The 16,385-nt window shown below is 67.2% G+C and carries 16 protein-coding genes; 11 read left to right on the top strand and 5 right to left on the bottom strand.

Going from position 1 to position 16,385, the window contains the following annotated elements:
• Positions 1–67 precede the first annotated feature (67 nt).
• The gene (smeF, locus tag AC5P9N_RS16800) at positions 68–1,468 is read left to right on the top strand and encodes a multidrug efflux RND transporter outer membrane subunit SmeF (RefSeq protein ID WP_012481298.1); all 1,401 of its coding nucleotides are present in this window, start codon (positions 68–70) and stop codon (positions 1,466–1,468) included.
• Positions 1,469–1,551: 83 nt separating this feature from the next.
• Here the strand turns inward: smeF and AC5P9N_RS16795 are convergent, their stop codons facing one another.
• From AC5P9N_RS16795 to AC5P9N_RS16780, 4 genes are all read right to left on the bottom strand, one after another.
• Positions 1,552–1,974, bottom strand: a complete 423-nt coding sequence (locus AC5P9N_RS16795) for a low affinity iron permease family protein (RefSeq protein ID WP_005411086.1) — start codon at positions 1,972–1,974, stop codon at positions 1,552–1,554.
• 67 nt (positions 1,975–2,041) lie between these two features.
• Positions 2,042–2,377 (bottom strand): hypothetical protein, encoded by a 336-nt coding sequence (locus AC5P9N_RS16790; RefSeq protein WP_049461452.1) that lies wholly within the window; start codon positions 2,375–2,377, stop codon positions 2,042–2,044.
• Positions 2,378–2,452: 75 nt separating this feature from the next.
• Positions 2,453–2,713 carry a hypothetical protein gene (locus tag AC5P9N_RS16785; RefSeq protein ID WP_005414515.1) on the bottom strand — a complete coding sequence of 87 codons (261 nt, stop codon included), beginning with the start codon at positions 2,711–2,713 and terminating at the stop codon, positions 2,453–2,455.
• 198 nt (positions 2,714–2,911) lie between these two features.
• Positions 2,912–3,364, bottom strand: coding sequence for a nucleoside deaminase (locus tag AC5P9N_RS16780; RefSeq protein WP_099484351.1), 453 nt, complete (start codon positions 3,362–3,364; stop codon positions 2,912–2,914).
• Positions 3,365–3,444: 80 nt separating this feature from the next.
• Between AC5P9N_RS16780 and ubiE the strand changes: the two genes are divergently transcribed.
• From ubiE to AC5P9N_RS16760, 4 genes are all read left to right on the top strand, one after another.
• Positions 3,445–4,206: a bifunctional demethylmenaquinone methyltransferase/2-methoxy-6-polyprenyl-1,4-benzoquinol methylase UbiE gene (gene ubiE, locus AC5P9N_RS16775; RefSeq protein ID WP_005411082.1), complete on the top strand. Its 762-nt coding sequence runs from the start codon at positions 3,445–3,447 to the stop codon at positions 4,204–4,206.
• A gap of 193 nt (positions 4,207–4,399) precedes the next feature.
• Complete coding sequence (locus AC5P9N_RS16770) at positions 4,400–6,328, top strand: M1 family metallopeptidase (RefSeq protein WP_049404068.1); 1,929 nt, start codon at positions 4,400–4,402, stop codon at positions 6,326–6,328.
• A gap of 127 nt (positions 6,329–6,455) precedes the next feature.
• Complete coding sequence (locus AC5P9N_RS16765) at positions 6,456–7,187, top strand: hypothetical protein (RefSeq protein ID WP_005411080.1); 732 nt, start codon at positions 6,456–6,458, stop codon at positions 7,185–7,187.
• Positions 7,175–7,810, top strand: a complete 636-nt coding sequence (locus AC5P9N_RS16760) for an HAD family hydrolase (protein ID WP_099484352.1) — start codon at positions 7,175–7,177, stop codon at positions 7,808–7,810. The genes AC5P9N_RS16765 and AC5P9N_RS16760 overlap by 13 nt, the downstream gene beginning before the upstream one ends.
• A 144-nt stretch (positions 7,811–7,954) precedes the next feature.
• Here AC5P9N_RS16760 and AC5P9N_RS16755 read toward each other — a convergent pair whose 3' ends face one another.
• A complete protein-coding gene (locus AC5P9N_RS16755; protein ID WP_005411078.1) occupies positions 7,955–8,893 on the bottom strand; it encodes a carbohydrate kinase family protein in 939 nt (312 codons plus the stop codon).
• A gap of 283 nt (positions 8,894–9,176) precedes the next feature.
• Between AC5P9N_RS16755 and AC5P9N_RS16750 the strand changes: the two genes are divergently transcribed.
• The 6 genes from AC5P9N_RS16750 (at position 9,177) to rodA (AC5P9N_RS16725) (ending at position 16,259) form a co-directional block, all read left to right on the top strand.
• Complete coding sequence (locus AC5P9N_RS16750) at positions 9,177–10,223, top strand: rod shape-determining protein (RefSeq protein ID WP_005411077.1); 1,047 nt, start codon at positions 9,177–9,179, stop codon at positions 10,221–10,223.
• Between the two features lie 121 nt (positions 10,224–10,344).
• Positions 10,345–11,358: a rod shape-determining protein MreC gene (mreC, locus tag AC5P9N_RS16745; RefSeq protein WP_080240897.1), complete on the top strand. Its 1,014-nt coding sequence runs from the start codon at positions 10,345–10,347 to the stop codon at positions 11,356–11,358.
• Positions 11,355–11,840: a rod shape-determining protein MreD gene (mreD, locus tag AC5P9N_RS16740; protein ID WP_005411075.1), complete on the top strand. Its 486-nt coding sequence runs from the start codon at positions 11,355–11,357 to the stop codon at positions 11,838–11,840. The genes mreC and mreD overlap by 4 nt, the downstream gene beginning before the upstream one ends.
• A 3-nt stretch (positions 11,841–11,843) precedes the next feature.
• A complete protein-coding gene (gene mrdA, locus AC5P9N_RS16735; protein WP_062605613.1) occupies positions 11,844–13,919 on the top strand; it encodes a penicillin-binding protein 2 in 2,076 nt (691 codons plus the stop codon).
• On the top strand, positions 13,916–15,028 hold the full coding sequence (gene rodA, locus AC5P9N_RS16730; RefSeq protein ID WP_005411073.1) for a rod shape-determining protein RodA: 1,113 nt from the start codon (positions 13,916–13,918) through the stop codon (positions 15,026–15,028). The genes mrdA and rodA (AC5P9N_RS16730) overlap by 4 nt, the downstream gene beginning before the upstream one ends.
• A 136-nt stretch (positions 15,029–15,164) precedes the next feature.
• On the top strand, positions 15,165–16,259 hold the full coding sequence (gene rodA, locus AC5P9N_RS16725; protein WP_049461443.1) for a rod shape-determining protein RodA: 1,095 nt from the start codon (positions 15,165–15,167) through the stop codon (positions 16,257–16,259).
• Positions 16,260–16,385 lie beyond the last annotated feature (126 nt).

Raw genomic sequence — 16,385 nt, 5'->3', positions numbered from 1 at the left:
GCTGGCGTTGTCGAAACGGTAGTGCCGGCCGCTGGCCGGCATGACCTCCTGCCATCCGGCAGTACCGATGGAAGTCATTCCCATGAAAAGTGCATCCCTGTTCCTTTCCATTGCCGCTGTGCTCGCGCTCGCCGGCTGCTCCACCCTGGTGCCGAAGAACACCGCTGTCGCCCCGGCGATCCCGGCGCAGTGGCCGGCCGAGGCCGCGCAGGGCGAGGTGGCCGATGTCGCCGCCGTCGGCTGGCGCGACTTCTTCACCGATGCGCGCCTGCAGCAGGTGATCGACCAGTCGCTGCAGAACAACCGCGATCTGCGCGTGGCCGTGCTCAACGTTGAGCGCGCGCGCGGCCAGTACCGTGTGCAGCGCGCTGATCGCGTGCCCGGCGTGGCCGTTACCGGCCAGATGCAGCGCCAGGGCACCGACGCCGGTGTCAACGAACAGTTCACCGCCGGTGTCGGCGTGGCCGAGTTCGAGCTGGATCTGTTCGGCCGCGTGCGCAATCTCAGTGAAGCTGCGCTGCAGCAGTACTTCGCGGTGGCCGCCAACCGCCGCAACGCGCAGTTGAGCCTGGTGGCCGAGACGGCCACCGCATGGCTGACCTACGGTGCCGATGCGCAGCGGCTGAAGATCGCCGATGCCACGCTGAAGACCTACGAGGATTCGCTGCGCCTGGCCGAGGCCCGCCACGAACGTGGTGGCAGTTCGGCGCTGGAGCTGACCCAGACCCGTACCCTGGTCGAGACCGCGCGTACGGACGCCGCACGCCTGCGTGGCCAGCTGGCCCAGGACCGCAACGCGCTGGCGCTGCTGGCCGGTGGCCAGCTGGATCCGGCGCTGCTGCCGGACAGCATCGAGCCGCAGCTGCTTGCACTGGCACCGCCGCCGGCCGGCCTGCCCAGCGACGTGCTGCTGCAGCGCCCGGACATCATGGCCGCCGAACACCAGCTGCTGGCGGCCAACGCCAATATCGGTGCGGCACGCGCGGCGTTCTTCCCGAGCATCTCGCTGACCGGCAGCATCGGCAGTGGTTCGAGCGAACTGTCCAACCTGTTCGACAGCGGTACGCGCGTGTGGAGCTTCCTGCCGAAGATCACGCTGCCGATCTTCCAGGGCGGCAAGCTGCGCGCCAACCTGGCCATCGCCAACGCGGATCGTGATATCGCTCTGGCGCAGTACGAGAAGTCGATCCAGGTGGGCTTCCGCGAAACCGCCGATGCGCTGGCGTTGAATGTCAGCCTGGACGAGCAGGTGAGTTCACAGCAGCGCCTGGTGGAAGCGGCCGAACAGGCCAACCGCCTGTCGCAGGCGCGCTACGACGCGGGCCTGGACAGCTTCGTGACCCTGCTTGATGCGCGGCGTACCGCCTACAACGCACAACAGACCCAGCTGCAGGCGCAGCTGGCGCAGCAGGCCAACCGCATCACCCTGTACAAGGTGATGGGCGGTGGCTGGCACGAGCGCAGCTGAAGGGCAGCCGGCCAGCGGCCGGCTCTACCCTGATGATCGATGGTAGTGCCGGCCGCTGGCCGGCATTGTCATTTCAGGACCTGCTACACCGCTTCATCGTCGCGCCGCGCTGCATGGCAGGCGCGAACGCGCGCGAGCGCATCGCCGGCTTCGCGCGCCATCTGCTCGTACTCGGCGCGGATCTCTTCCAGGCGCGCTTCGTCCAGTTCTTCCAGATCCAACAGTTCGTTGTTGGCTTCGGCCGTCGCCCGGATCAGCTCGTCCAGCTTGATCTGCATCGCGGCGGTGTCCGCGTTCTGCGTGTGCTGGATCAGGAACACCATCAGGAAGGTGATGATGGTGGTGCCGGTGTTGATCACCAGCTGCCAGGTGTCGTTGAAACCGAACACCGGGCCACTGATGCCCCAGATCACCACGATCGCTACTGCAGCCAGGAAGGTCCACGGCGAGCCGGTGGCGGCCGCGGCCTTCTTGGCGATCGTATTGAACAGGTTTCGTACTTTCATCGTCGTCGTCCCACTCAGGTGACGAGGATGATCGGCAGTGGCCCGTGCAGGCGCCGTGCAGCGGCGGTCAGGCGCGCATGCGCTGCAGCCGCGGTGCCTGCAGGCTGCGCACCGGACTGCTCTGGTAGACGTGCTGCCAGCAACGGTCGACGAATTCGCGGGCCTGGGCTTCACTCAGTCGCGGCATGATCTGCAGGGCGTACTGGGTCTGGAACATCTCGTCACGTTCGGCCTCGCTGGCGCGCGGCTGGGTGATCAGCGAATCGCAGGCAAACTTGATCCACGGCACGTACGAGCCGAACGAGTTCTGCGGCAGTGCGCCTTCGGCATGTTGGCGGCGCCAGTGATCCAGCTCGGCGTCAACGTTGATGACCGGAGGAATGGTGGGGACTTCAGCGTGCATGACAATCCAGTTCGGTTGAGTGGAAAGGGAGTGGGGGTTCATCGGAGTGTGGCGTATGTGGCGGTGCATGCCGCGTCAGCGCGATGTGGAGCTGGCGTTGGCATGTCCAATCAACTGCGCGTGCTCGACGGCACCGAGATCTTCGGCCAGGGTGGCCATCGCGTTGCACAGGCGCTCGTGGTCGAGCGGATGGCGACGGACCAGCTCCAGTTGCATGCGCTGGTAGGCGGTCCAGAACAACGCGCCGCGCCGGTGCAGTGCATATTGCCGCTGCAGGCGTTCGCGGATCGGGTCGAGGATCGAGTCTGGTGCAGGTCGTACGGCGTGCGCGCACATGGCTGGCTCCGCCGGGGAAAGAAGTCCCGGTAACCCCACCCTAGGCGCGGCAGCCGGGCGGGGTGTTATCGCAGCGTGTGCACGTTGCGCAGCTGACTGTGCACTGGTTCACGGCAATGGCCGCAAACGCTGCCGGCACTAGGGCGTGCCGGCACTGAAGCGTTCATTAAACGGGTTCAACAGGACACTGCGTGGTGATCATTCACCGATGTCTTCATTCCAGATCTCCGGGTGCTGCGCAATGAAGCCGCCCAGCAGGTCCACGCATTCCTGGCTGTCCAGGTCGATCACGTTGACGCCATTTTCCCGCAACCAGTCGATGCCGCCCTGGAAGGTGCGCGATTCGCCCACCACCACGGTGCCGACGTTGAACTGGCGCACCAGGCCAGAGCAGTACCAGCACGGTGCCAGGGTGGTGACCATGATCGTGTCCTGGTAACGGCGCTGGCGGCCGGCCTTGCGGAACGCATCGGTCTCGCCGTGCACCGACGGGTCGCCTTCCTGCACGCGGCGGTTGTGGCCGCAGCCAAGCAGGCGGCCGTCGTTGTGGTACAGGGCTGCGCCGATCGGCACGCCGCCCTCGGCCAGGCCCTGGCGGGCTTCGGCGATGGCGGTCTGCAGCAGGGCCTGGTAGTCGGGCGTGGTGATCATGCGGGGCTCCGGTAAGTCGTGGCCCGCCATGATACGGGCAGGGGGTGCCGCTGGCCCCCGGCGGTGCGATAATCGGGGCCATGAGCGAATCCCCCTACAAAGCCGGTACCACCCATTTCGGGTTCCGCGACGTCGCCGCCAAGGACAAGCAGAAGCTGGTCGGCCAGGTGTTCACCTCGGTCGCGCGCAACTACGACCTGATGAACGACCTGATGAGCCTGGGCGTGCACCGGGCGTGGAAGCGCTACTACGTGGCCACCGCGCAGGTGAAGCCGGGCGACCGCGTGCTCGATCTGGCGGGCGGCACCGGCGACATCGCCGCCCTGCTGAAGGAGCGCGTCGGCGCCGAGGGCTCGGTGGTGCTGGGCGACATCAACGCCGGCATGCTGTCGGTCGGCCGTGACCGCCTGACCAACCGCGGCCTGGTGCTCGGCCTGGACTACGTGCAGTGCAACGCCGAGGCCCTGCCGTTCCCGGACAACAGCTTCGACCTGGTCACCATCGCCTTCGGCCTGCGCAACGTGACCGACAAGGACGCCGGCCTGCGCGAGATGTACCGCGTGCTGAAGGTCGGGGGCCAGGCCCGCGTGCTGGAGTTCTCCGAAGTCACCGCGGACTGGTTCAAGCCGATCTACGACTTCCACTCGTTCAAGATCCTGCCGAAGCTGGGCAAGCTGTTCGCCAATGACTCGGACAGCTACCAGTACCTGGCCGAGAGCATCCGCAAGCACCCGCCGCAGGATGAACTGAAGGCGATGATGGGACAGGCCGGGTTCGAGCGCTGCCACTACAAGAACCTGACCGGCGGCATCGTTTCGATCCACTCCGGCTACAAGCTGTAAGCCCCGCTCTGGTGGGTGCCAACCTTGGTTGGTGCTCGCCCGCTGCGGTGATCCGATCTGGTAGCTGCCGACCTTGGTTGGCATGCGCCCGAGGCGCAGGATCGGCTTGCCTGCCATTACCCCGCACCGCGCAACGCCTGCCGGGCCGGAGGGAGGTACCATTGGGGTTTGATCCCCGTAACGGTCCCGATTCATGCGTAATCCGCTGATGCTCCTTCCGCTGGCCGTGGCCCTGGCCGCCGGCTGCTCCCAGGAGGCGGCCGCGCCCGCCGCCGCCCCGACTGCCGCAAAGGCCCCTGCCGCCCCCGTGAACGCCGAGAACCGCAGCCACGACGAAAGCTCGTACGCCGAGCCGGACAAGGTCGTCATCAAGGACATCGCGCTGGATCTGAAGCTCGACTTCGACCAGAAGCAGATTGGCGGCACCGCCACCTACACCCTGGAATGGAAGCAGAAGGACGCCAGGCAGCTGGTGCTCGACACCCGCGAGCTGACCGTGTCCAAGGTCGAGGCCGTCGCCGCCGATGGCGCGCGCAGCCCGCTGAAGTTCGAGCTGGCCGCCGCTGACAAGGTGTTCGGCAGCAAGCTGACCATCGAGGCCCCGGAACAGCCGGCCAAGGTGGAAGTGACCTACCACACCGCACCGACCGCCTCGGGCCTGCAGTGGCTGGCACCGTCGATGACCGAGGGCAAGAAGCTGCCCTTCATGTTCAGCCAGTCGCAGGCCATCCACGCCCGTTCCTGGGTGCCGCTGCAGGACACCCCGAGCGTGCGCTTCACCTACAGCGCGCACGTGGTCTCGCGCCCGGACGTGATGGTGCTGATGAGCGCCGACAACGACCCGAAGGCCGCGCGTGACGGTGACTACACCTTCAAGATGCCGCAGCCGATTCCGTCCTACCTGCTGGCCATCGCCGCCGGTGACCTGGTGTTCGAGCCGATCTCCGGCCGCTCCGGCGTCTGGGCCGAGCCGACCATGGTCAACAAGGCCGCCAAGGAATTCGAGGACACCGAGAAGATGATCGGTGCCGCCGAGAAGCTGTACGGCGAATACCGCTGGGGCCGCTACGACATGCTGGTGCTGCCGCCGTCGTTCCCGTTCGGCGGCATGGAAAACCCGCGCCTGACCTTCGCTACCCCGACCGTGATCGTCGGCGACAAGTCGCTGGTCTCGCTGGTGGCCCACGAGCTGGCGCACAGCTGGTCGGGCAACCTGGTGACCAACGCCAGCTGGAAGGACATCTGGCTCAATGAAGGCTTCACCACCTACGTCCAGGGCCGCATCACCGAAGCCCTGTACGGCAAGGAGATGGCCGAGATGGAGAAGCAGATCGACCAGACCGACCTGCTGGCCGAAGTGAAGGACATGAGCCCGGCCGACCAGGCACTGGCGCTGCCGCCGCTGAACGAGCGTGATCCCGACGAAGCGCTCAGCCAGGTCGCCTACGTCAAGGGTGCATGGTTCCTGGAGTTCCTGGAGCAGCGCTTCGGCCGCGAGACCTTCGATCCGTTCCTGCGGGGCTGGTTCGATGACCACGCCTTCCAGAGCGCGAACACCGACCAGTTCGTCGCGTACATGAAGAAGAACCTGCTGCCGAAGAATCCGTCAGCCGTGACCGAGGCCGAACTGAAGGCGTGGCTGGACGAGCCGGGCATCCCGGCGTTCGCGGCCAAGGCGCAGTCGCGGAACTTCAGCAGCGTCGATACCGCGCGCATCGCATTCGCCAGCGCCGGCACCGTGCCCAGCAGCCAAGTCATCGCCGACTGGAGCACCCAGGAATGGGTGCGCTTCATCGACGGCCTCGGTGCGACCCAGCCGCTGGACAAGCTGGCCACGTTGGACAAGGCCTTCCACTTCACCGGCACCCCCAATGGCGAGATCGCCATGCGCTGGTACCCGCTGGCCATCCGCAGCGGCTACGAGCAGGCCAATGAAGGGGCGGCTGCATTCATCGAGCGCGTCGGCCGTCGCAAGCTGATCCTGCCGATCTACGCCGAACTGGTGAAGACCCCGAAGGGTCTGGAACTGGCCAAGCAGGCCTTCGAAAAGGCCAAGCCGGGCTATCACCCGATCACCACCGCCTCGGTTCAGGACATGCTGGCCAAGGCTGAAGCCAAGTAAGCGGTAGTGCCGGCCGCTGGCCGGCAACCGGTCACTGCTTCACCACCAACGGCGGGGAAACCCGCCGTTGGTGTATCCGCTTTTCGCTGCCGATAGAATCGGGATGCACTCGCATAGGACCTCCGCCATGAAACGACTGATCCTGCTCACCGCCTGCACCCTGGCCCTGGCCGCCTGCAGCAACCCGGAAGAGGAACGCAAGGCGCAGGAAGCCGCTGCGGCCGCCGCGCAGGCGCAGAAGGAGGCCAAGGCTGAAGACGTGGCCAAGCAGTACGACATGGCCGTGGCCGCGCAGGACTGGGAACGCGCGCGCCTGCATGGTGCCTCGCTGCTGGACCAGTACAAGGACACCGCCGCCGCCGAGCGCATCGCCGCAGGCTTCGACGAGGTCAAGGCCAAGGGCGACGCCGCGCGCGACCTGCGCCGCATGCAGGGGCTATGGCAGTACAACCAGATTCCGGTGGGAAGCAAGGGCAACCAGGTCTCGGCGCAGATCTACAGCAAGGAACGGGTGGACGTGGATGGCAGCGGCGCCAAACCGGTGCAGCTGGTGTTCCGCGATCATCCGGAGTGGAAACGGCATGCCTACCTGGTGCTGCAGGCCGGTGATTTCCGTTGCCCGCAATGCACGGTGAAAGTGACCGTGGATGACGGCAAGCCGGTACCAATGGCGGCCTGGCGCCCGAAGACTGATGAAGCCATCGCCCTGTTCATCACCGATCAGAAGGCACTGTGGAAGCTGGCGCGCAAGGGCAAGTCGATCAGCATCGAGTTCCCGGTCAAGGCCGGTGGCACGCGAACGGCCGTGTTCGAAACCGGCGGTGTCGACGCCAGCCGCATGCCGCAGTGGTGGCAGTGAGGGTTGCGACGGGCAGCGCAGTGCACGCGTTGTCCGCGATCCGGCACTGGGTGTTCGACATGGACGGCACACTGACGGTAGCCGTGCATGACTTCGCCGCGATCCGCCGCGCGCTGGAGATCGCCGCGGAGGAAGACATCCTCGACCATATCGCGGCATTGCCCGACGCACCGGCGCAGGCCAAGCGCGCGTGGCTGCTGGATCACGAGCGCGCTCTGGCCGAGGACGCGCTGCCAGCGCCGGGGGCGGTGAAGCTGCTGCGCGCGCTGGCGGCGGCGGGTTGCCGACTGGGCATCCTGACCCGCAACGACCATGCGCTGGCGAAGCTGACGCTGGAGGCGATCGGGGTCGGGGCGTTGTTCGACGACGCCGACATCATCGGCCGCGACGAAGCGGTGCCCAAGCCCTCGCCGGATGGCCTGCAGCAGCATCTTCGTCGCTGGGGCATCGGGGCTGCGCACGCGGTGATGGTCGGTGACCACGCCTACGACCTGGAGTGCGGTCGCGCCGCGGGCGCCCACACCGTGCTGGTCAACCTGCCGGAGAACCCATGGCCGGGCCGGGCCGACTGGCATTTCGCCGATTGCCGCGCCTTGCTGGCGGCCTGGCAGCAAAAGGGGTAGTGCCGGCCGCTGGCCGGCAGTGTCGACCAAGGTCGACACCTACCAACAGCATTCCCAGCAGCGCATCGGGTGGAAAGCCCCCTTGTTGTTCAAGAGGGCGCGCCGAAGGCGCGGGGACAAGGTGGAATGCGCGGGCAGTTCGGCTTACGCGCCCAGCGCGTAACCGAACTGCTGCTTGAACTGCTCGTTGAACTCATCGAAGGTGAAGCGCTGGTTCTGCGTGCCCGGGTGCTCGACCTTCAGCGCGCCCATCAGGTTGCCCATGCGGCCGATGGTCAGCCAGTCGTAACCCTTCTGGATGCCGTAGATCAGGCCGGCGCGGAAGGCGTCGCCACAGCCGGTCGGATCGACCACGCGGCGCTCGTGCGCCGGCGGGATGTCGTAGCTCTTTTCCGGGGTGTGGATGACCGCACCCTTCGGGCCACGGGTGGTGATGTAGGCCTTGACCCGGCTGACGATCTCCTTCTCGTCCCAGCCGGTGCGCTCCTGCAGCAGGTTCGACTCGTAGTCGTTGACCACCACGTAGTCGGCCTGATCGATGAAGGCGCGCAGCTCGGGGCCGTTGAACAGCGGCATGGCCTGGCCCGGGTCGAAGATGAACGGAATGCCGTCCTCGTGGAATTCCTGCGCGTTCTGGATCATGCCTTCGCGGCCGTCCGGGCCGACCAGGCCCAGGGTCACGCCCGGTACGCCACGCACGTGGTTCTCGTAGGAGCGCATCATCGCGCCCGGGTGGAAGGCGGTGATCTGGTTGTTGTCGTGGTCGGTGGTGATGAACGCCTGGGGGGTGAACAGCTCGTCGATCACGCGCACGCGCGACAGGTCGATGCCCAGGCCCTCGAAGTATTCGCGGTACGGGCCGAAGTCCGAACCCACGGTGCCCATCGGGATCGGCTGGCCGCCCAGCAGGTGCAGGTTGTAGGCGATGTTGCCGGCGCAGCCGCCGAACTCGCGGCGCATGCGCGGCACGAGGAAGGACACGTTCAGGATGTGCACCTTGTCCGGCAGGATGTGATTCTTGAACTGGTCCGGGAACACCATGATGGTGTCGAAGGCAAGAGAACCACAGATCAGAGCGGACATCGATGTAAGCCTATGCGGTGAATTTTGGGGTGGGCCGGCCCGGTTCAGCGGGCAAGCAAACGGCGCCCTTGGGCGCCCGACGGCGCAAAGGTTACCCGCTGGTGCCGCTCAGGGCCAGAACCGGGTGATGCCCGATCAGGCCGAAAGCCTGTGAAGACGCGGGTTCAGCTAGTTTTTTCCTTGCTCGGCGGCAGGCGGGTTGCTAGGCTTGTCGGCCTCGATTTCTGCCCATTTTTTCGCCATCCCGCGGCGGGCACGACACCCCTCAGGACTCCTTCCTCAGATGTTCAAGAAACTCCGTGGCATGTTCTCCAACGACCTGTCCATCGACCTGGGCACGGCCAACACCCTCATCTACGTGCGCGGGCAGGGGATCGTGCTGAACGAGCCGTCGGTCGTGGCCGTGCGCCAGGACCGTGCCATCGGTGGCACTCGCTCGGTGGCAGCCGTTGGCGCCGAGGCCAAGCAGATGCTCGGCCGTACCCCGGGCCACATCACCACCATCCGCCCGATGAAGGACGGCGTCATCGCCGACTTCACCTACACCGAGGCGATGCTCAAGCACTTCATCAAGAAGGTGCACAAGTCGCGCGTGCTGCGCCCGAGCCCGCGCGTGCTGGTCTGCGTGCCGGCCGGTTCGACCCAGGTCGAGCGCCGCGCAATCAAGGAATCGGCCGAGGAAGCCGGTGCCCGTGACGTGTACCTGATCGAAGAACCGATGGCTGCCGCGATCGGCGCCGGCATGCCGGTCACCGAAGCCCGTGGCTCGATGGTCATCGACATCGGCGGCGGCACCACCGAAGTGGCGGTGATCTCGCTCAACGGCATCGTCTATTCGGCCTCGGTCCGCATCGGCGGCGACCGCTTCGACGAATCCATCACCAACTACGTGCGCCGCAACCACGGCATGCTGATCGGTGAAGCCACCGCCGAGCGCATCAAGGTCGAGCTGGGTTGTGCCTACCCGCAGGCCGAGGTGCAGGAGCTGGAGATCTCCGGCCGCAACCTCGCCGAGGGCGTGCCGAAGATGATCAAGATCAGCTCCAACGAGGTGCTTGAAGCCCTGCACGAACCGCTGTCGGGCATCGTCAGCGCGGTCAAGCTGGCGCTGGAGCAGACCCCGCCGGAACTGTGTGCCGACGTTGCCGAGCGCGGCATCGTGCTGACCGGCGGCGGCGCCCTGCTGCGTGACCTGGACCGCCTGATCTCCGAGGAAACCGGCCTGCACGTGCAGGTGGCCGACGATCCGCTGACCTGCGTGGCCCGCGGTGGCGGTCGTGCGCTGGAACTGGTGGACATGCACGGCAACGAGTTCTTTGCGCCGGAATAAGCCGTCCCGGCCGTTCCTGCCCGCCGCGCCCTTCCGGGGTGCGGCCCGCCGCGATGGCGGGCCGGCACCGGCGGGGCGTCCGCGTGTTTCCCTTCCGCCTTCTGCCAGTTGAATCGTTGCCGTGCCGCCCTACGCCGGTCCTCCCGTTGCCTCCCGATCCGGTGATGCCGCCAGCCCCCTGCGGTTGCTGGCCTATCTTGCATTGGCCATCACACTGATCGTCCTTGACGATCAGGCGGGTTGGCTGGCGCGCCTGCGCGAGCAGGCCAACAGCCTGGTGCAGCCTGTGTGGGCACTGGCGGGTCTGCCCGGCAAGCTCGGCAACCAGGTCAAGGATTCCGCGGCCAGCCACACCCAGCTGGTCACCGAGAACCGTGAACTGCGCAACCAGCTGCTGCTGGCCAACGCGCGCCTGACCCGACTGCAGACCGCAGCGCTGGACAACGCCCAGCTGCGCGAACTGCTGAACGTGGCCGAGCGCAGTGGCCTGGACGTGCAGCTGGCGCCGATCCTGGATATCGACCTGGACCCGGTGAAGCAGCGCCTGGTGCTCGACGCCGGCAGCCGCGAAGGCGTGCATGTCGGGCAGGCGGTGATCGATGCCGGTGGCCTGATGGGGCAGGTGATCAGCGTCACCGGCGGTACCTCCACCGTGCTGCTGCTGACCGACCCCGACCACGCGGTGCCGGTCACCGTGGCCCGCAACGGCGTACGCCTGATCGTCTACGGTCGCGGCGACACGCTGGAGCTGCGCGACATCCCGCTCAGCGCGGGTGTGGAAGTGGGCGATGAGATCGTCACCTCCGGCCTCGGTGGCCGCTTCCCGGCCGGCTTCCCGGTCGGCACCATCACCGGCCTGCGCCCGGACGACACCCATGCCTTCCTGGTCGGCGAACTGAAGCCAGCCGCCCAGCTGGATCGTGGCCGTGATGTGCTGCTGCTGCGCCCCGGTGCGGCGATCCGCATTCCGCCGGAACTGCGCCTGCAGCTGGAAGAAACCACTCCGGGTGGCCCGGCCACCGGCGCCACCGTGCCTGCGGGAGCCGCGCCAGCGACAACAACGCCAGCTCCGGTCAGCTCCCCGGTAGTGCCGGCCGCTGGCCGGCAACCGACCACGCCGGAGGCCCAGCGATGAGCCGCCTGCGCGACAACCCGTGGGTATTGCCGGCCAGCCTGGTCGTAGCCCTGCTGCTGGGCCTGCTGCCGTTGCCGGCGCTGCTGCAGCCGCTGCGCCCGTACTGGCTGGCGCTGGTGCTGGCGTACTGGGTGATCGAGACGCCCGAGCGCGTCGGCCTGGGCATCGCTTTCGCCAGCGGCGTGGTCGCCGACCTGCTGTACGGCGGCGTGCTCGGCGAACAGGCGCTGCGGCTGGTGATGCTGGCCTTCATCCTGCAGCGTTTCCGCGCCCGCATCCGCTTCTTCCCGATGTCGCAGCAGATGCTGGCCATCGGTGGCCTGTTGTTCAACGACCGCATCGTCAGCGCGCTGGTCCACATCCTGGTGGGCGAGCCGACCCTGCCGTGGTCGTACTGGTGGGCCCCGCTGTTGGGCATGGGCCTGTGGCCGCTGGTGTTCGTGCTGCTGGACGCAGTGCGCTTCGGCAAGCGCGGGCGCTGAGCCATGATCCCGCGCCGCCAGGTCAAGAACCCGCACGCCGAAGCCGAACAGTTCCGCCGCCGTGCGGCGCTGGGTTTCCTGGGCGTGCTGGTCTGCCTGCTGGGCCTGGGCGGCTGGTACTTCAAGCTGCAGGTGCTGGATCACGACGTCTACGCCACGCGCTCGGAAGCCAACCGCATCAAGCCGCGGCCGGTGGTGCCCGGGCGCGGCATGATCTACGACCGCAACGGTCGCCTGCTGGCCGAGAACGTGCCAGCGTTCCGCCTGGACGTGACCCCGGACAAGGTCAAGGACATGGACGCCACCCTGGAAGGGCTGGCGAAGATCATCAGCATCAGCCCGGAAGAGCTGGAAGCGTTCAACAAGTCGCGCAAGGCGCGCCGCAAGTTCCTGCCGGTCACGCTGAAGCTGCGCATGAGCGACGAGGAGATGGCGCGCTTCGCCGTCGACCGTTGGCGCTTCCCCGGCGTCGAGCTTGAGCCCTACCTGACCCGGCGTTATCCGTACGGTGACCTGTTCGCGCACATCATCGGCTATGTCGGCCGCGTCGACGACAAGGATCTGGAGATCCTCGGCGAAGGCAATGCCGCGCTGACCCACATCGGCAAGTCCGGCCTGGAGCGCTATTACGAGCAGCAGTTGCGCGGCAAGGTCGGCTACGAGCAGGTCGAAACCAACGTGCAGGGCCGTGCCATCCGCACCATCGGCCGGGTGGCCGCGCAGTCCGGCGCCGACCTGCGGCTGTCGATCGACGCGGACCTGCAGCGTGCCATGGTGGCCGCCTTCGGCGACCAGGAAGGCTCGGCAGTGGCGATGGACCCCCGTACCGGCGAGGTGCTGGCGATGGTCAGCCTGCCGTCCTACGACCCCAACCTGTTCGTCAACGGCATTTCCCATGCCGACTTCAAGGCGCTGAACGAGAACCCGTCGCGGCCGCAGTTCAACCGCCTGGTGCTCGGCGGCGTCGCTCCCGGTTCCACGCTGAAGCCGCTGATCGGCCTGGCCGGCCTGGACTCGGGCGTGCGCCGCCCGGAAGACAAGGTGCTGTCCACCGGCATGTTCTACCTGCCCGGCACCAGCCGTGGCTGGGGTGATGCGCATCGTGGCGGCCATGGCTGGACCGATCTGCGCAAGTCCATCGCCGAGTCGGTCAACACCTACTACTACAAGCTGGCGCTGGACCTGGGCATCGAGCGCTTCGACCATTACATGGAGTACTACGGCTTCGGCCAGCCGACCGGTATCGACCTCACCGGCGAAATCGGCGGCATCCTGCCGTCGCCGGCCTACAAGCGGAAGACCCGCAAGGAAGCCTGGTACCCCGGCGATACGGTCAACATCAGCATCGGCCAAGGCGACTGGAAGGTCACCCCGCTGCAGTTGGCGCGCGGCGTCAGCGCGCTGGCCGACGGGCAGCTGCGCACCCCGCACCTGGTGATCCAGCAGCGCGACGGCTTCGACAGCGACTGGACCGCGACGCCGCCCGGCGAGAGCAAGCCGGTCAGCCCCAACCCCAACAACGTGCAGGCGGTGCGCGAGGGCATGATGGCGACCATGCGGCCGGGCGGCAGCGGCTGGCGCGTGGCGGTCGGTGCGCCGTACGTGATGGCCGGCAAGACCGGTACCGCGCAGGTCATCAGCCGCAAGGGCACCGCAGCGGTGAACCCGAAGAGCCTGCCGATGCACCTGCGCCACCGCGCGCTGTTCGTCGGCTTCGCGCCGGTCGAAAACCCGGTGATCGCGATCGCGGTGGCAGTGGAAGGCGGTGGCTATGGTGGTTCGGCTGCTGCGCCGATCGCCCGCAAGGTGTTCGATGCCTACCTGCTGGGCAAGATGCCCGAGGGCATGCAGCCGCTGGACAGCGAGCGTGGTACCACCGCCATCGGTGCCACCGCGTTCGACAACGAAGACGTCGGCGCACGCCAGGCCGGTGATCTGGCGGCCGCGCAGCTGGGCGAACACCTGGTGCAGGTGGGTGCCCCCGCCCCCGAACCGGCCCCTGCGCCGCAGCCGGGTACGCCGGCCGCTGCCGCACTGCCGGCCACGCCACGCCCGACGGTTGCGGAGCCCGCACGATGAAAGTGTTCCTGCGCTGGGCCGGCGACATGCTGCGCCGCTTCTTCAGCACGCTGGACTGGGTGTTGTGCCTGGCCCTGGGCGCGCTGATGGTGATCGGCCTGGCCACCTTGAAGAGTGCCGGTGGCGACGGCCTGGTGATGGCCCAGGGCGCGCGTTTCGCGGTGGGCATGGCTGCACTGTGGGGCATCTCGCGGGTGCCGATCCTGCGCATCCGCTCGGCCACGCCGATGATCTATGCGATCTCCATGATTCCGCTGCTGGCGGTGTTCGTGCTCGGCACCGGCAAGTACGGCCGGCAGTGGCTGGACCTGAAGTTCTTCTACCTGCAGCCGGCCGAGCTGCTGAAGGTCAGCCTGCCGATGATGGTGGCCTGGTACCTGCACAAGATGCCGCTGCCGCCGCGCTTCAACACCGTGCTCGTGGCCTTGATCATCATCGGCGTGCCGACCGGCCTGGTGATGTTGCAGCCCGACTTCGGTACCGGCGTGCTGATCGCCGCCAGCGGCGTGTTCGTACTGCTGCTGGCAGGCCTGCCGTGGTGGTGGGTCGGGCTGGGCGTGGGCGGCGTGGCTGCGGTCGCGCCGGTGGCCTGGTTCTGGCTGCTGCGGCCGTACCAGAAGGACCGCATCATGATGTTCCTGGACCCGGAGATGGATGCACTGGGGGCCGGCTGGAACATCATCCAGTCGAAGATCGCGATCGGGTCCGGTGGCTTCGATGGCAAGGGCTGGGGCGAGGGCTCGCAGTCGCACCTGAACTTCATTCCCGAACAGACCACCGACTTCGCGTTCTCGGTGCTGAGCGAGGAATTCGGCTGGATGGGTGTGGCCCTGGTGCTGACCCTGTACCTGGTGGTGATCGGGCGTTGCCTGTGGATCGCCAGCCAGTCGCGCGATTCCTATTCGCGCCTGTTGGCTGGCGCCACTGGCCTGGCGTTCTTCGTCTATGTACTGGTGAACGGCGGGATGATTTCCGGCCTGCTGCCGGTGGTGGGCGTGCCGATGCCGCTGATCAGCTACGGCGGTACCTCGGCGGTGTCACTGCTGGCCGGCTTCGGCCTGGTGATGGCCGTGCGCAGTCACAACCCGGTGCACGGCGGCTACGGCTAGCACCGGTTGCGCGCTTCGTCGCGCTTCCATCTGCTCGATTGCTTGCGCTGTTCTGTAGAGTCGAGCACGGCTCGACTCTACAAGCGCACGCGCACCCTGACAGCTTCACGCAAGCACGCATTGCTACCGTGCCCGCGTGGAATGGAAACGACTGCTTGGCGGCTGCCGTGAGGTGGCGCGCACGATCGATCTGCCGTTGCTGATCGCGTTGCTGATCCTGATGGGCGCGGGCCTGGCGGTGCTGCACAGCGTGTCCGGTCCGGTGGCTGGGCAGGCGGCGCGTTTTGCCGGTGGCCTGGCGTCGATGTGGCTGCTGTCCCGCGTTTCGCTGCTGCGGCTGCGCGCGTGGACGCCGGCAATCTATGCGCTGTCGATGCTGCCGCTGATGGCGGTGTATGTGATCGGTACAGGCAAGTACGGGCAGCGCTGGCTCAATCTCGGCGTGTTCTACCTGCAGCCGTCCGAACTGCTCAAGCTCAGCCTGCCGCTGATGATGGCCTGGTACCTGCATCGGCAACCGCTGCCACCGTCGCCGCGCACCGTACTGACCACCACCGTGCTGATCGGTGTACCCGCCGTGCTGATCCTGATGCAGCCCAACCTGGGCACCGCCACGCTGGTTACCGCCAGCGGCGTGTTCGCGCTGCTGTTGGCCGGATTGCACTGGGGCTGGGTGGCAACTGGCGCGACGGGCCTTGCCGTTGCCGCGCCGCTGGCCTGGTTCGGCCTGCTGCGGCAGTACCAGAAGGATCGCGTGCTGACCTTCCTTGATCCGTCGGCGGATCCGCTTGGCACCGGTTGGAACATCCTGCAGTCGCGCATCGCGATCGGCTCCGGTGGCTGGGACGGGCGCGGCTGGGGGCAGGGCACCCAGGCCACGCTGGACTTCCTGCCTGAGTACACCACGGACTTCGCGTTCTCGGTGCTGGCCGAAGAGTTCGGCTTGATCGGCGTGGCCACCGTGTTTGCGCTGTACCTGTTCGTGGTCGGCCGCTGCCTGTGGATCGCGGTGCACGCCCGCGACACGCACGCACGGTTGCTGGCCGGCAGCCTGGGCCTGGCGTTCTTCGTGTACGTACTGGTGAACGGCGGGATGATTTCCGGCCTGCTGCCGGTGGTGGGCATTCCGATGCCGTTGATCAGTTATGGCGGTACCTCGGCGGTGTCGCTGCTGGCGGGTATCGGGCTGGTGATGGCGGTGCGCGGGCACCGGCCCGTGCACGGGGGATAGGGTTTCCAGCCAACGGCGCAGCCCCTCGTGGGTGGTTGGGTTGGTCGCTTAAAGCCGGATTGCTGAGGGCTGGCCGGGTGGGTGGGTAGTGCGGGGACGCCGTAAACCCGTCCATGGGGGCTTGGC

The sequence above is a fragment of the Stenotrophomonas sp. YJH_SMC_6 genome, assembly GCF_059371335.1.
This window is presented reverse-complemented; position numbering and strand designations above follow the sequence as displayed.

Excerpts from the sequence above, each read along its gene's own strand:
- smeF (WP_012481298.1), top strand. The coding sequence starts at position 68 with ATGGAAGTCATTCCCATGAAAAGTGCATCCCTGTTCCTTTCCATTGCC.
- AC5P9N_RS16795 (WP_005411086.1), bottom strand. The coding sequence starts at position 1,974 with ATGAAAGTACGAAACCTGTTCAATACGATCGCCAAGAAGGCCGCGGCC.
- AC5P9N_RS16790 (WP_049461452.1), bottom strand. The coding sequence starts at position 2,377 with ATGCACGCTGAAGTCCCCACCATTCCTCCGGTCATCAACGTTGACGCC.
- AC5P9N_RS16785 (WP_005414515.1), bottom strand. The coding sequence starts at position 2,713 with ATGTGCGCGCACGCCGTACGACCTGCACCAGACTCGATCCTCGACCCG.
- AC5P9N_RS16780 (WP_099484351.1), bottom strand. The coding sequence starts at position 3,364 with ATGATCACCACGCCCGACTACCAGGCCCTGCTGCAGACCGCCATCGCC.
- ubiE (WP_005411082.1), top strand. The coding sequence starts at position 3,445 with ATGAGCGAATCCCCCTACAAAGCCGGTACCACCCATTTCGGGTTCCGC.
- AC5P9N_RS16770 (WP_049404068.1), top strand. The coding sequence starts at position 4,400 with ATGCGTAATCCGCTGATGCTCCTTCCGCTGGCCGTGGCCCTGGCCGCC.
- AC5P9N_RS16765 (WP_005411080.1), top strand. The coding sequence starts at position 6,456 with ATGAAACGACTGATCCTGCTCACCGCCTGCACCCTGGCCCTGGCCGCC.
- AC5P9N_RS16755 (WP_005411078.1), bottom strand. The coding sequence starts at position 8,893 with ATGTCCGCTCTGATCTGTGGTTCTCTTGCCTTCGACACCATCATGGTG.
- AC5P9N_RS16750 (WP_005411077.1), top strand. The coding sequence starts at position 9,177 with ATGTTCAAGAAACTCCGTGGCATGTTCTCCAACGACCTGTCCATCGAC.
- mreD (WP_005411075.1), top strand. The coding sequence starts at position 11,355 with ATGAGCCGCCTGCGCGACAACCCGTGGGTATTGCCGGCCAGCCTGGTC.
- mrdA (WP_062605613.1), top strand. The coding sequence starts at position 11,844 with ATGATCCCGCGCCGCCAGGTCAAGAACCCGCACGCCGAAGCCGAACAG.
- rodA (WP_005411073.1), top strand. The coding sequence starts at position 13,916 with ATGAAAGTGTTCCTGCGCTGGGCCGGCGACATGCTGCGCCGCTTCTTC.